This window comes from Aquimarina mytili (genome assembly GCF_016735115.1).
Taxonomy (GTDB): domain Bacteria; phylum Bacteroidota; class Bacteroidia; order Flavobacteriales; family Flavobacteriaceae; genus Aquimarina; species Aquimarina mytili.
Map to the genome: position 1 here is coordinate 159,587 of NZ_JAERQJ010000003.1, position 14,925 is coordinate 174,511.

Here is a 14,925-nt window from a genome sequence, read left to right on the forward strand (position 1 = left end):
ATGGCCGCCTCTTATTCATATTTAGAAATGTTATTAGAAAATTACTTTATAACATTAAACTTTCTAGTCACAAAACTTTCATTCTTTCCTGTGATTCTTGCAAAATACGTTCCAGCAGAGAAAGTTGTTACATCGATCTTAGAATCAGTTCCCTGATAAACTCTTTGACCAAACATAGAGAAGATCTCTACATTAAGAATAGCTTCTTTACCTACAGAAATATTCAAAATTCTTTCGGCAGGAACTGGGAATAATTTAAACAATCCGGCATCTTTAGTATCAATATCACTTAATGGGTATGTACTAAGTCTTGCAGAAGATCCTCCTGTAACACAGAAGTCCGTAGCTTCAGAGTTTGTAAACTCTCCACCAGAAACGATAGTTCCTGCACTACTTGATAAGGTATAAGAACCATTACCAAATCCACAGCAAATACCATCGCCAAAAGAATCAAAAATTGTAAAAGTATAACTACCATCAGCCAGACCACTAATTGTTTCATTAATTGTAGATCCATCTGGATTAGCAGTAGTATAACTTTCAGAAGCTACAGTAGCACCATTACTATCGGTTACTGTCCAAGAAGTTTCTTGAGGATAATTATCAAATGTAATACTTAAGGTTAAGTCTCCTGAAGCACAATCACCACCTGGTCCACCGTCACCTGCTGTTAATGAAATATTATCTATAGCAGCATCTGCTCTCCAAGTAGTTCCTGTTAAACGATTAAATCGTAATTGAACTCCTGTACCTACATATGCAGCAAGATCAACAGTAGCAGTTTGCCAAGAGTTTCCTTGGTTTCCACTTCTGTTCCAGATACTAGTCCAGGTAGCACCTTCATCATTACTTGCTTCAAGATCTAACGATCCAAAATTGCTTGCTCCAAACATATGATATCTAAAAGAGAAGGTAGCAGAAGTAGCCGCACCTAAATCAAAACAAGGTGAATTAATGATCGCACGCTTGTTTGGAAATCCTGTTCCATTACCTGAAGCTTCAACATACAGATAGAATGTACCGTCATCTGCACTTGATGGCCCTGTGCTTCTAGATGGAGTTCCGTTAGCATCACGTGTCCAATCTAAGTCGTCTCCAGAATCCTGAGTCCAAGCTCCTAATCCTGCTTCAAAACTTTCGCTGTAAGGAGCCGCCACACCATTTAAACACCCTGTAGCTAGTGGTGTTGTAACTCTAAGTGGTGTACTTGCGCCTGAGGCATTTCCTGCAGCATCTTTTGCAACTACAGTAAACTCATATGTAGTTTCTGGAGTTAAACCTGTTACGGTCGCAGTAGTTTCGGTAACCGTATCTACAACAACTCCATCTTGTAAAACATCATATTCTGTAACCCCTACATTATCTGTAGAAGCATCCCAACTAATTGTTACTTGATTTGCAGAAAGATTTGATTCTACCAAGTTAGCTGGCACTGATGGCGCCTGAGTATCTGGAGCTAAAGTAGTCACCGTTAAAACAGCACTTGCCGCTGATTCGTTTCCTGCAGCATCTTTTGCTATTACAGAAAAATCATACGCTGTGTTTGCTGTCAATCCTGACACATCGATAGTAGTACCAGCAACAGTTCCTATAACTACTCCATCTTGCAAAACATCATAAGCTGTTACTCCTATATTATCTGTAGAAGCATCCCAGCTAATTGTTGTAGAAACATCAGTTGTATTAGATTCAACTAAATTTGTAGGAGCTGTAGGCGCTTCTGTATCTGGTGTATCTGGTTCTAATTTAAAAGCCACAACATGACTTCTTCTTACATTAGGAGAAGGTCCTTTCATGTATTCAGCTATATGCCAGAAGGTCATATCATCTAATGGATCAATAGTCATTTGCCCATAATCTCCATAACGACCATCAGAACGGTTGTTTTGAGCATCTCCGTTTGCAGATACTTGTTCTACTGCTGTCATTGTACCTAGCGGATCACTTGCCAATCTACCTGTATAACGTAAAGAAGTAAATACACTGCTACTAACCACAGTATACCCTAATCCTATATTACCTTGAGCATCTTGTGCTATACTACCGCAAAATGCACTAAGACCATCAGGCTGAACGTATGTTCCTTCTTGAAAAATTGTCCACGGTTGACCATCTGCTGTTTGTCTTAGCTCGTACCAACGGATACCAGCCAAACTATCTGTACCGTCTAGGTCAACTACAAAGTTTAACACCATAGAGTTATGTGTTCCAAAACGTCTGTATTGAGTCATATACATCATAGTAGCTTGTAAAGCATCAATATCAGGACCATTTCCTGGTTCATCTAAGTTTTGGAAAGAACCTCCATCAAACACACTATCAAAAGGTGTTGTAGAAATTTCTTGAGGTTGCGAAATAGTAGAACTTGCTGGATTTGCCCAGTTCACATCTGTAGTCCATACTTTTAAATGATCATTAGACACTCCTGACCAAGAATCATCCTGAAGATAAATTATCGAATGTCCTGCACCTACAGGAGGTAAAGTTGTTCCTGTAACATTAGATCCTCCTGGGCTATAGAACCCATTAGTCTCTGCTCCAGGAAGTGGGAACCCTACAAATTGTGCATTAGGATTACCTGCAAGCATTTCATCTCTTTCTACTGCAAATACTACATCATTACCACTAGGGTTGTTCTGATCTTTATTAGCAGTTATATAGTATCCGTCACTCCAAATAGAAAGTTTTTCATAATCTGGAAACGAACCTGTATTAAATCTATAGGTAAACCATCCGTCATTAACTGGATCTGGCCCTTGACCTACAGCAATTAAGAAACCATTTGGTGTGTTACTAAACTGCATGATAATAAATCGATCTGCAAAGTTATCATATACCACCACTGGATCTCCTAGTGATTCTCCTGGAAATAATGTTGCCAGCGAAGCTTCTGGTAATAAAACATTACCATTTCTGTCCAGAATACCAAAACCAGAGTTAAAGGCATATACATAATGATTAGGACCTATTGCCCCGGTAGCATCATTTAGTACAGTACCAATATGAGCATCAAACGAAGCTATCTCGTTCGTAATTGCCGCTCTGGAAGCATTTTTTTGTTGAACAGCTTTTAATGGATCTCCATTTTTAGGGAAACCTTTACCGGCAACAAATTCATTCTTCCCTCTTCGTTTTGGAGGTGCTACGCTTCCTTGAAATTTTGCAGATATGATATTCTTCATACTTGCGAGTGCGGGAATATCTATTTTGTAGGCCGCCTCACCGAATGAGCTGGCTTTCATAGAACCCCCTTGTTGAGCTAGCAGCCCGAAGCTGCAAAACACGAATAATGTCAAAAAATAGAATTTTGTTTTCATTGTGTGAATTTTGGTTAATTGTTTGTATTAAAAAGTATTAGTATAAGTTTTAAATGAATAGTATGGCATGCCCATAATTATGATGAAAATTGTAAGCCTTTTTTATGAACATATCTTGAGAAGAATTACTTCAATTATGACGACTCTAAATATAGAATAATTCATGAAGAAACAAAAAAATAATATGTCATAAAATACTTACAATCAAATAGTTACGTTAAAACCGTAACAAGAATAAGGGTTTTATTCAAGTTTAAATATTTAACAGATTTGATAGTTTGGTAAATTATTTAACAGAAAAATTCTCCTGCTATTTAGTTCATTACATTAGAAAAACACTAGTCATACCATGACCTGAGAATCACAACCTCTAATAGCATTTACCTCTAAAAACAACAAAAGAGCAACATGATGATGCCGCTCTTTTTGAGAACAATTAGCTAATATTTAGCCTACAAAATGAAAATAATTTTGGTGGTTATTTTTTTAAAGATTACAAAAATACATGAGTTATCTCATGATTTTACCTATCGATTAAAGGTCAAAACGCAATCCTAAAGACACATTGTTTTGATCAATCTCTGCATTTCTGAACATCGGAGATATATCATATTTAGCATAAATAGACATGTCGCCAAAACCAATATAACTGCTCAATCCATAAATCACATCAGTAGTATTGTAATCTCGTTTTATTTTATCTTTTATTTCGTCACCGTTTTCTTTATATTTTAGTTTTTGTCGCGTACTAACATTTACTCCAACATATCCCCCTAATCCGATTTTAAATTTCCGAGCGGTAGAATATCTAATTGAGTTTTCTGTTTCTTTCACTTTTGACGGACCAAATTCTAAATGCAAAGGTGCTACAATATTGTCCATTCGAAACTTAGACTTATCCAACTCTACTCTAAATTCTTCTAATTGGGTTTGATTATTATTTTCAACAAAATATCTATTATCTGTAGGTTTTAAACCATTAGATTGATAGGATACTCCATATTTTAGTCTTAAGAAATTTGAGTTCTTAAACACTCTTGTGCTCCAAACCCAACCAAGTTCAAAAAACCTGCTTCCTGCAACTTTATAATTAGAATCATCCAAGGATTGCCCATCTAGCAAGGCGTTATTTAGCCCAAAAGCAACCACAAGATTTGAGTATGTTCTTCTATCGTATTTTATTTTTTTCTCTTTTCCGGTATTGATTTTCATTCCGAAAAGGATATCTCCATTCTCCTTATCTTCGGCTCCAATCCCAATCTCTAATTTACCTTCACCTTTCATAGAAGTAGAATATTCGGCGCCATTACGATCTAAAAGTTCAATTTTATTATCAATAATAGCATGCAGGTTTTCAATATTTAGTGCTCGTTTTTGTGCTACTGCTTCTTTTTGACGTTGCGCCTCTTCAACTGTTATCTCTGTTTTAGCTAACTTTTCATTAATGGCTTCAACCTCTTTTTTAAGTGCAGCTTTTTCAGCATTTGTGATATTTTCTTTTTCCTGTACAAGTAACTCTATCGTATTAGCTTTATCCGTTTCTTGAGCCTTTAATAATTGTGCATAGAGTGACAGTACCACTATTGTGGTGATTGTAATTATTGTTTTCATTGTTAAAGAATTTGTTCCCTGCTTTACCCCTCTTAAAGCGAGGGGGTAAGCAGGTTTGATTGATGAATGAATTTAATTTTTCCTATGAGCCACAGTTGTTTTGACTTTTTGAAAACCTGTTTTAAGCGCTTCAAAAACACGTTCTTTAAAAGTCTCATCTAATTCGCTTTCTACATCTTGTAAAAGAGCCGATGCACTTACTGTGTTAGATTTTATTATTTTTTTTGTTGTGATTTCTCTTTGTGCCTGGAGTAGTAATTCGTTAATTTCATCTTCGGTCACATGCACATTATTATTTTGCATGTCTTGGATTTGAGCCACTATATCGGCTACTTTATCTTCAATAATTTCAGAATCTACAGGCAACTTCTCTTCTTGTTTTGCAACAACCGCTTCATTTTCATCAGTCTTAACTATAGTTGTGTTATAATTCTTTTTTTCTATATCATTATCATGAATCAAATCTTCTGATTTAAATTGAGATGATACTGCCATTTCTCTTTTTTGTGATATGACCTCTTTTTCCTTTGAAAAGGGTTTTACAACATCTTCACTAGTCGATTCATTTTTTTCTATCAAGTCCTGTTCAACTTCATTATTTTTGACGATTTCTATATTTTTATATTCTTTGATCTCATTATTTTGATCTACATATTGAATATCTATTTGATCAGAGACTGTATTTGTATTTCCAAATATTGATGTCAAGATCAAAACCCCTATAAAAATTGCAGCAATACTATACCACCATACTTTTTTAAATCCTTTTTTGTGACTCTCGGTTTCGTCCAATTGCGTAGACAGTTTTTCCCAAGAGTTCTCTGAAGGTTTTATAGCGCGTTGCTCTAACTTTTCCTTTATCTTTTCTTCAAATTTTAATGGCGCCATTACTTATTTTATTTTGTTCATTTAACTTTTGCTGTAGCATTTTTCTTGCTTTGAAGAGTTGAGATTTTGAAGTATTTTCAGAAATCTTTAGCATCTTAGCTATCTCAATATGTTTGTACCCTTCTACAGCATATAACGCAAACACCATTTTATACCCTTCTGGAAGACTATCAATTAACTCTTGAATTTGTTCTACTTCTAATTCTGTATTAATATTATTCCAGGATTCTTCGGTATAACTTTTTATCTCTTCTGTAAAGAAAATTTGTTTTTCTTTTCTTAAAAATGAAATAGACTCATTGATCATTATTCTGCGCATCCAGCCCTCAAAACTACCATCGAACTTAAAACTCTTCAAGTTTGTAAAAATCTTAAGAAAACCATTAAGCATTACTTCTTCAGCAAAATGAAGATCTCTAATATATCTCCTGCATATACTCAACATTTTGGGCGCATGCATTTCATATAAAAGACGCTGCGCATCACGTTCTTGTTTTGCTGCTTTTTTTATAAGCTGTGTTTCGTTTTTATAAAACTGAATAACTTTCAATGCTAAATCAATTAAATTAGATCTTCTATTTACATAGACGCGATTAAAAATAAAATGGTTGCCTGGGGAAAGAATTTTTTTAGTTTTGAGGTATACAATAGTACTTAGTACTCTACATCCATTGCTATTTTTTTCGATCAATTACATAATCCACCATCAACTCTAGAGAAGATTTGTAATCAGAATCTGGATATTCAGACAATATAGAAAGGGCTTCATCTTTAAACTTATGCATTATCTTAATCGCATACTCTAATCCGCCACTTTTTTTAACAAAACCAATAACTTCTTTAACTCTTTGTTTGTCTTTATTATGATTCTTTACAGAATTAATAAGCCATTTCTTTTTTTCTTTGGTGCAGTGATTTAGGGTATAAATCAATGGAAGTGTCATTTTCTGCTCTTTGATATCGATCCCGGTTGGTTTTCCAATAGCGGTATCTCCATAATCAAACAAATCATCTTTTATTTGAAAAGCCATACCAATAAGCTCTCCAAACTTTCTCATTTTTTGAACATTATCTGATTCGGGATCTACAGAACAGGCACCTAAACTACAGCAGGCCGCAATTAATGTTGCTGTTTTCTGACGAATAATTTCGTAATAAATCTCTTCCGTAATGTCCAGGTTTCTTGCTTTCTCAATTTGAAGAAGCTCTCCTTCACTCATTTCACGTACGGCTACAGAAATAATCTTTAAAAGATCAAAATCTCCATAATCTATAGATAACAATAAACCTTTAGATAATAAATAATCTCCTACCAGGACAGCAATCTTGTTTTTCCAGAGTGCATTTATGGAAAAAAAGCCTCTTCTACGATTAGAATCATCTACAACATCATCATGAACTAAAGTAGCAGTATGAATTAACTCGATAACAGAAGCTCCTCTATATGTTCTTTCATTTACTTCTCCACCAGAGACCATCTTAGCAACCAAAAAAACAAACATAGGGCGCATTTGTTTACCTTTTCTATTGACTATATAATGAGTAATCCTATTGAGTAAGGCTACTTTTGAAGACATTGATTCTGAAAACTTTTGTTCAAAAAGTTCCATTTCATCAATTATAGGTAGTTTTATTTGCTCTACAACTTTCAATACGCTGTACTATGTTCTAGTTTTTATCTATTGCGAAGATAATGTAAATAGTTATTTCTCAGAAGTTGATACTACTATAATAAAGCATTATTATAAAAAATAAATTCGAAAAAAATGTGTATCAGTATTGTCTATGACTTATTTGCCAGTTGTCCGCAGGCGGCATCAATATCTTTTCCTCGACTGCGTCGCACATTGACTACTATCCCTCTTGCTTCTAAGGCATTGATATAATTATCAATTGCGGTATTTGATGCTTGCTGAAATTCTCCATCATCAATTGGATTATACTCTATTAAATTGACCTTGCTGGGAACATACATACAAAATCGGATCAGCGCATCGATATCTTCTTTTCGATCATTGATTCCTTTCCAAACTACATATTCATACGTAATTCGGCTTTTTGTTTTCTCATACCAATATTCGAGAGCTTCTCTTAGATCTGTAAGTGGAAATGTTTCATTAAACGGCATTATTGACGTTCTTACTTCATCTATAGCCGAATGTAATGACACGGCAAGCTTGAACCTTACTTGGTCATCTGCCATTTTTTTAATCATTTTGGGAACTCCTGAAGTGGATACGGTAATCCTTTTTGGTGACATGCCTAATCCCTCGGGAGAGGTAATTTTATCGATCGCCTTTAATACGTTATTGTAATTCATTAAAGGTTCACCCATACCCATAAAAACAATATTAGATAGAGGTCGGTTATGATATAATCTGCTCTCATTATCTATTGCTACAACCTGATCATATATCTCGTCTGGATTAAGATTTCTCATTCTTTTAAGTCTTGCTGTAGCACAAAATTTGCAATCCAAACTACATCCTACTTGAGAAGAAACACAGGCCGTAGTTCTTGTAGACGTAGGAATTAAAACAGATTCTACAATTAATCCATCATGAAGCCTAACAGCATTTTTTATTGTGCCGTCTGTGCTACGTTGCATTTGATCAACATGAATATGATTGATAACAAAATTTTCTTCGAGCATTTTTCTGGTCGCTTTAGAAATATTTGTCATGTCTTCAAAACTATGTGCACCTTTACTCCATAGCCATTCATAAACTTGATTTCCTCGAAATGCTTTGTCTCCATTTTCTTCGAAGAATACTCGTAACTGATCTTTTGTTAGCGCTCTTATATCTTTTTTCTTACTACTCATAACTTCTGCAAAAATATGAAGATAAAATGGTACATATGTGATTCTAGTATGAATAATCAAAAAACCCCTGGTTAATGTATAACCAGGGGTTTTTTGATATTCTATTGAGGTAACTTATTTTTTCTCTTTTACTCTTCTCCATTCGTGGACACCACCGCTACCTTTATACTTTACAAAAAGAATATCTCTTCTATCCTCTTCGGTCCACACTTGGCAATCAACCACTTCGCCATTTTTGACATTGGTAAGGGTTCCTCCTTCATACTTATCTCCTCTAAACTGAAGGCCTTTGATAATTGTCATTCCTTCAATTTTTTTGTTTTTATCTTCTCCAGTACAGTCGTAGCAAAGGTCATCTCTTTGCGATTCTCTCAACATTCTTTCTATAGTACCGAACACTTTGTTTTCAATAATATATAATTGAACAATACTAAGAGCAACCCCTGTCTTTTTATCTACCATTCTCCATTTCCCTAACACTGGGTTTGGTTTGTAAGATGCCAATAAATTATCTTTAAGATCATAATCTATAGGATTTTCTCCTAACCAAATTTTGAATAAAGCAGCCTTAAATTCTAAGCTTTTCATGGCACCTAACAGTGTTCTATTTTTATACACTGAAAGATCTCCTCCTTTTTTATGAAGGATTCTGATGATATCAAACTTTTTTACTTCTTGAGGTAACAATTTGATAAATTCACGAATTTCTTTTTCATACTTATAACTATTACCATCTGTTGCAACTTCTAATCCTCTTCTAACTATTTGTTTAAGACCTTCTTGGTCCAAAGTAGTAGCGGCCTTGATAACAATCGCCATATCGGCATCTTTTTCTGCTACCATTACACCATCTTCTGGTCCACTTACTTCAAAATCCAGATAAATGGCCATTGAGTATAATTTTTCTCTCGCTCCAGCTCCATTAAGCATCAATTCAGTTTCTCCGAATGTATCAACATCATTAAAACGAACAGCACCAACTTTGGTTTGGGCAAAAGAACATACTGTTATAAAGAATGTCAGGTAATAAAATACTTTTTTCATTATTGTAATTTTAGGTTTTAGTTCATGTTTCGCTTTTGGATTGCAAAAAACGGTCCAAAATTTAAAAAAAGTACATTTCACTTAAATAAATAATATACTTTTTTCGACAAAAAACAGTTATTATCGTCATAATACACAGCATGCAAATTACGGTAAAACCGTAGTTTTAAGCAAATTGAAGCCCGATAATTTTTATATAAAGAAAAATTTAACAAGTTATCTTAATGAAAAAACAAAAAAAATCTGTTTAATTTATAGCTAAACAGATTTTTTACTCGTTTGTTGCCTTATTCTTAAAGAATTAACATTGCATCTCCGTAGGAGTAAAATTTGTATTTTTCTTTAACTGCTTCTTCGTATGCTTCTTTGATAAAATCATGCCCTGCAAATGCCGAAACCATCATTAATAATGTTGATTTTGGTGTATGAAAATTAGTAATCATAGAATTAGCAATACTAAAATCGTATGGAGGGAAAATAAATTTATTAGTCCATCCTCTAAATTCATTCAATGTTTTTTCTGATGACACTGAACTCTCTAATGCCCTCATAACTGTAGTTCCAACTGCACAAACTCTTTGTTTATTAGCAATCCCTTGATTAATAGTTTCTGCTGCTTTTGCCGTTATATATGCCTCTTCGCTATCCATTTTATGCTTAGAAAGATCTTCTACCTCTACAGGATTAAATGTCCCCAATCCAACATGTAGAGTTACTTCTGCAAAATCAACTCCTTTAATCTCTAAACGTTTCATTAAATGCTTAGAAAAGTGAAGACCTGCTGTTGGAGCTGCTACTGCTCCTTCGTTCTTAGCATATATAGTCTGATATCTTTCTTCATCTTCGGGCTCTGTCTCTCTTTTGATATATTTTGGTAGTGGTGTTTCTCCAAGATCAGTCAGTTTTTGTCTAAACTCATCATAAGAACCATCATATAAAAATCGTAACGTACGACCTCTGGATGTAGTATTATCGATTACCTCTGCTACTAAACTCTCATCATCTCCAAAATAAAGTTTATTTCCTATACGTATTTTTCTAGCTGGATCTACAAGCACATCCCAAAGACGTGTTTCAGAATTTAATTCGCGCAATAAGAACACTTCAATTCTTGCCCCAGTCTTTTCCTTATTTCCGTACAATCTGGCAGGAAAAACTTTCGTGTTATTAACGACCATAACATCATTTGGCTCAAAATAATTGATAAGATCTTTAAACTGCTTATGTTCAATAGTCTGATCTTTTCGATTAAGAACCATTAGGCGTGCTTCGTCTCTGTTTTCTGCCGGGTATTCCGCCAATAATTCCTGTGGAAGATTAAAATTGAAATGTGATAACTTCATTCGTGTTTATTTTTTTAAAGTTGCAAATATACAATCTCACCATAGGGGTTGTCAAGTAAATTGAGATATATTTAAAATTTAAAAAGTTTTGAAACCTAATTTCTTTAGATCTGCCCAAAAATCGGGGTATGATTTTGACACTACATTAGCATCTTCAATAGAAAGGGATGTTCTAAGTGCTAATGGAGCAAATGCCATTGCCATACGGTGGTCATTGTATGTCGATATTACGACTTCTTTTTTGATCACAGCAGAAGGCTCTAGTCGTAATGAATCTTCTGTAATATCCACGTTACCTCCTAATTTTTCAATTTCAGTTTTTAATGCTTCTAATCGATCTGTTTCTTTGATTTTTAATGTGTGCAGGCCGGTAAGATAACAACCAATACCTAATCCAAAACAAGTTACAGCGATAGTTTGTGCAATATCTGGCGAATTGGATAAATCTAATCCTTGTGGCAATTGATACTCTGGATTAGAAACTTTTTTTAATGTAATTGTATTTTCACCATATATAGTCTCCACTCCAAGATACTTGTATATTTCTACCAAAGACGAATCGCCTTGATAGCTTTCTTTTTTATAACTTCCTAAAGTCACTGAAGCTTGATCAGATAACGCTACTATACTATAAAAATAAGAAGCAGAACTCCAATCTGACTCTACGACTACACTCTTGGAGGCAACTTCTTTGGTGGATTCAATCGTAATCACATTATTATCGTATGTGCCTTTTATACCGATATCACTTAACAAACTTAACGTCATATTGATATAAGGAACTGAAGTAACTTTGCCTACTAAAGATATTTCTAGCCCTTCGGGTAAAAAAGAAGCAATTAACATCAAAGCAGAAATATATTGACTACTAATATTAGCTTGTAAAGAGACTCTATTTCCTATAGGTCTCTTCCCTTGAATTCTTATAGGAGGGTACCCACTCTTTTCTTCATAACTTATTGAGCATCCTAGTTGTTCTAAAGCCTCTACTAAAATTTTAATTGGTCTTTCTTTCATTCTTTTGCTACCTGTGAGAATTGTTTCTCTAGCATCTTTAACTGCAAAATAAGCTGTAAGAAATCGCATGGCCGTTCCTGCATGATGTATATCAACAATTTCATCGTTACTTGCCAGTGCCTTTTGCATTAATTGAGAATCATCACTATTGGATACATTTTCAATTTTGATATTAGGATACAATGCCTGTAAAATCAATAACCTATTCGTTTCACTTTTAGAACCTGTTATTTGTAATGTGTTATTTTCTATATTAGAAATATGCTGTAGCTTCAAATTCATGTTATTGATTCGATTTTCGTTTTTTAAGTTCAAAATAGTATCCCATAATCATTCCGTATAATAATCCTCCAGCTAATCGCGACAACACATATCTTATCCATTTTCCGTTTTCAATTTTTTCTTTTAGAAAAGAATCAAAAGCTATCCCGCCGTATTGCATCAGATGTTCTATAATGCTAAAAATAAGGACAAAGCCCACACCCACAAAACAAACCGTAATCCAATATCTTTTTGAAGAAATTATGTCGGCTATCATATTATTTTAGTTTTTCATTGTTATGATGACGATCATGATCTCGCTTGGTTTTAATATCTAGTTTTTTATCAAAGGCTTTTTGTAAATCAACTCCTGTTTGATTTGCTAAGCACAAAACTACAAACATCACATCAGCTAACTCCTCGCCAAGGTCTTTATTTTTATCGCTTTCTTTTTCGCTTTGCTCACCATAACGTCGAGCAATAATTCTTGCTACTTCTCCAACTTCTTCGGTGAGTTGTGCCATATTGGTCAACTCATTAAAATATCGTACACCATGATTTTTTATCCAATCATCTACGGCTTGCTGTGCATTTTGAATGTTCATAATTATACTTTTTTAAGTACTACCTGTTCTCCTTCTTTTTGAACTATTTGATCATAAAATTGTTTTAATACTGGGTAATAGTTTGCAGGAACAAAAGGCGTACTTAATGTTTCTGTCACTGATATCTGAATAGAATCTCCTATTACGCTAGATCTATACACAAAGTTACCCATATTTTCCGGTAGTTTAAAAGCGGAGCCTTTTGGAGCCTCAACTATTTCATAACCTTCTGGAATCTTTATATTTAGCATTACACTTCTTGAATATCCATATCCAAAATCAACGGGGTATTCTCGTTCATCAGATTTAAAAATATTTTCCCCACTTCTTAAAAACAATAAAGGAGAAAAAAACATTTCATCATCAATAACTTCGATTCCATCATCAATATTAAACTCAAAACGCTCACTAACGGCTTTACCAATATCTTTTACACCATTGAGTTCATATGAACCGATATTTTCAAGTTCATAAGTTTTTTGAATCCTTTTTACCTGATCCTCATTTTCTTTTACACCATGTTTAGTTCTAAAATTATGTGCCAGATAAGAAGATCTATTTGTACTTTGTTTACCCTTTATCGTTCCTTCTTTGCTAAGTTGACATGAAATAGAATGATGAATCCTCGATACTTTATTGGGTCTAAAATTAACTAATTGAGACGTTCCGTTTTCTGCAATTACTCTTCCCGAACCATGAATCACCCTGTCTGGCAAAACGTTAGGCTCACCATATTTATCTGTAGCGTCCAAATAAAGAATATTCTTATCTAATTTCACTCTTGCCACTACATAATCAAACCCTTCTAAAGTAGGAAATAACGATATGGTCCTTCTAATCGAGCTCACTAGCACCGGTTTTACATCAACACCAGCATAATCTAACATGGAAATCAACATAATATTAATTTCTGCAGAATTACCCACTCCTTCTTTGTATGCTTTCTTCACTCCATCTCTAGTAATAGAACCATACTTACGATTCCATGTCATCTTATTCTTTACAAAATTATAGAGCAGTGCTGTTCTTCGGGTTGGATCACTTGTTTTACCAATTATTTGATCAACTTCTTCTTTAAAATAGTTGTTCTTTTTTAGTTCACCTCCAAATTTAGGATGATTAAATATAGATTTGGCAACCGCCTCCCATGTGGTAGAATAATGTTTTATCGGTCTATTAGGATATCTTTCAAATTGTAATTCGTAAACAATCGAAGACAAATAATTATCAGAATTACCACAATAAGGTTCTACCTTGAATGCCGGTACATTACTAGCTGTAATAGTATTTATATTGATTGTATAATCAATCTCATTTCTAGACACTGTATTTACCCCGCCATATCTTCCTGCTCCAGACTTAGTATTAAATGCTATTTTGCCACTACCTCTAGAATCTTTTAAATCGATTGGCAAATACCCAGTCATGTTCTTTTTAAAATTAAAATATTCCGGCATCGCAACTTTAACCTCTAACTTTTTAATAGGAATTTTTTGTTGTAAATATATTTTATCAATATTGTAAATAAATGGCGATATAATCTTATACTTAAACTCCACAATAGAACCCTCTGTTAATGATGGCATCGTAAATTTTAGCTGATTTCTATTTTCTGAATATTCATCTTCAAAAACACCTTCTTTTTTGAGTTTGGTTTGAACTATTTTATTATCAATCAAACTATAAGTAACCCCTTTTAATGAGCTTACTTCTTCTTTAGATCCACCAGATTTATATAGAAAAACCTCTTCGCTTGCGTTTTCAAAACCTTTTTGGTTATAAAACTTTACTCTTTTATACACTTCAGTTATCAATCTAAATCCATACGATTGATTATAATCATAATATATCTTTTTATTTTCATACAAAACAGCTGCATTAGCAGAGCTATCTGTTGGATATGATGTTTCTAACAACTCTTCTTTAGAAACTTTTCCAAATTTATATTCTTGCGCAAAATTGTTTACTGACACCAGTAAGACAAGGCTTACTATTAGTTTATTAAAATTATTCAT

General features: G+C 33.9%; 12 protein-coding genes. All 12 read right to left on the reverse strand.

Translation table 11 applies throughout. The annotated features are described in order from the left end of the window. Positions 1-41: 41 nt before the first annotated feature. Entirely contained in the window at positions 42-3,242 is a 3,201-nt protein-coding gene (locus JJQ60_RS08060) for a fibronectin type III domain-containing protein (protein WP_201918499.1), read from the reverse strand. Positions 3,243-3,851: 609 nt separating this feature from the next. Continuing rightward, positions 3,852-4,928 (reverse strand): coiled-coil domain-containing protein, encoded by a 1,077-nt coding sequence (locus JJQ60_RS08065; protein WP_201918501.1) that lies wholly within the window; start codon positions 4,926-4,928, stop codon positions 3,852-3,854. A 72-nt stretch (positions 4,929-5,000) separates the two neighbouring features. Beyond that, positions 5,001-5,816 (reverse strand): hypothetical protein, encoded by an 816-nt coding sequence (locus JJQ60_RS08070; protein ID WP_201918503.1) that lies wholly within the window; start codon positions 5,814-5,816, stop codon positions 5,001-5,003. Continuing rightward, complete coding sequence (locus tag JJQ60_RS08075; RefSeq protein WP_201918505.1) at positions 5,797-6,366, reverse strand: RNA polymerase sigma factor; 570 nt, start codon at positions 6,364-6,366, stop codon at positions 5,797-5,799. The genes JJQ60_RS08070 and JJQ60_RS08075 overlap by 20 nt, the downstream gene beginning before the upstream one ends. A gap of 124 nt (positions 6,367-6,490) precedes the next feature. Then, on the reverse strand, positions 6,491-7,468 hold the full coding sequence (locus tag JJQ60_RS08080) for a polyprenyl synthetase family protein (RefSeq protein WP_201918507.1): 978 nt from the start codon (positions 7,466-7,468) through the stop codon (positions 6,491-6,493). 131 nt (positions 7,469-7,599) lie between these two features. Continuing rightward, complete coding sequence (gene rlmN / locus JJQ60_RS08085) at positions 7,600-8,640, reverse strand: 23S rRNA (adenine(2503)-C(2))-methyltransferase RlmN (protein ID WP_201919682.1); 1,041 nt, start codon at positions 8,638-8,640, stop codon at positions 7,600-7,602. Between the two features lie 114 nt (positions 8,641-8,754). Beyond that, complete coding sequence (locus JJQ60_RS08090; RefSeq protein ID WP_201918509.1) at positions 8,755-9,684, reverse strand: chalcone isomerase family protein; 930 nt, start codon at positions 9,682-9,684, stop codon at positions 8,755-8,757. A 293-nt stretch (positions 9,685-9,977) separates the two neighbouring features. Further along, entirely contained in the window at positions 9,978-11,027 is a 1,050-nt protein-coding gene (gene queA / locus JJQ60_RS08095; RefSeq protein ID WP_201918510.1) for a tRNA preQ1(34) S-adenosylmethionine ribosyltransferase-isomerase QueA, read from the reverse strand. A gap of 78 nt (positions 11,028-11,105) precedes the next feature. Continuing rightward, a complete protein-coding gene (locus tag JJQ60_RS08100; RefSeq protein ID WP_201918511.1) occupies positions 11,106-12,326 on the reverse strand; it encodes a 3-phosphoshikimate 1-carboxyvinyltransferase in 1,221 nt (406 codons plus the stop codon). A 1-nt stretch (position 12,327) separates the two neighbouring features. Then, positions 12,328-12,582, reverse strand: coding sequence for a hypothetical protein (locus tag JJQ60_RS08105; protein ID WP_201918512.1), 255 nt, complete (start codon positions 12,580-12,582; stop codon positions 12,328-12,330). A gap of 1 nt (position 12,583) precedes the next feature. After that, positions 12,584-12,910, reverse strand: coding sequence for a nucleotide pyrophosphohydrolase (locus JJQ60_RS08110; protein WP_201918513.1), 327 nt, complete (start codon positions 12,908-12,910; stop codon positions 12,584-12,586). A gap of 2 nt (positions 12,911-12,912) precedes the next feature. Beyond that, entirely contained in the window at positions 12,913-14,925 is a 2,013-nt protein-coding gene (locus tag JJQ60_RS08115; RefSeq protein WP_201918514.1) for a DUF3857 domain-containing protein, read from the reverse strand.

Excerpts from the sequence above, each read along its gene's own strand:
- JJQ60_RS08065 (WP_201918501.1), bottom strand. The coding sequence starts at position 4,928 with ATGAAAACAATAATTACAATCACCACAATAGTGGTACTGTCACTCTAT.
- JJQ60_RS08100 (WP_201918511.1), bottom strand. The coding sequence starts at position 12,326 with ATGAATTTGAAGCTACAGCATATTTCTAATATAGAAAATAACACATTA.
- JJQ60_RS08090 (WP_201918509.1), bottom strand. The coding sequence starts at position 9,684 with ATGAAAAAAGTATTTTATTACCTGACATTCTTTATAACAGTATGTTCT.
- JJQ60_RS08110 (WP_201918513.1), bottom strand. The coding sequence starts at position 12,910 with ATGAACATTCAAAATGCACAGCAAGCCGTAGATGATTGGATAAAAAAT.
- rlmN (WP_201919682.1), bottom strand. The coding sequence starts at position 8,640 with ATGAGTAGTAAGAAAAAAGATATAAGAGCGCTAACAAAAGATCAGTTA.
- JJQ60_RS08105 (WP_201918512.1), bottom strand. The coding sequence starts at position 12,582 with ATGATAGCCGACATAATTTCTTCAAAAAGATATTGGATTACGGTTTGT.
- JJQ60_RS08070 (WP_201918503.1), bottom strand. The coding sequence starts at position 5,816 with ATGGCGCCATTAAAATTTGAAGAAAAGATAAAGGAAAAGTTAGAGCAA.
- JJQ60_RS08060 (WP_201918499.1), bottom strand. The coding sequence starts at position 3,242 with ATGAAAGCCAGCTCATTCGGTGAGGCGGCCTACAAAATAGATATTCCC.
- queA (WP_201918510.1), bottom strand. The coding sequence starts at position 11,027 with ATGAAGTTATCACATTTCAATTTTAATCTTCCACAGGAATTATTGGCG.
- JJQ60_RS08115 (WP_201918514.1), bottom strand. The coding sequence starts at position 14,925 with ATGAATAATTTTAATAAACTAATAGTAAGCCTTGTCTTACTGGTGTCA.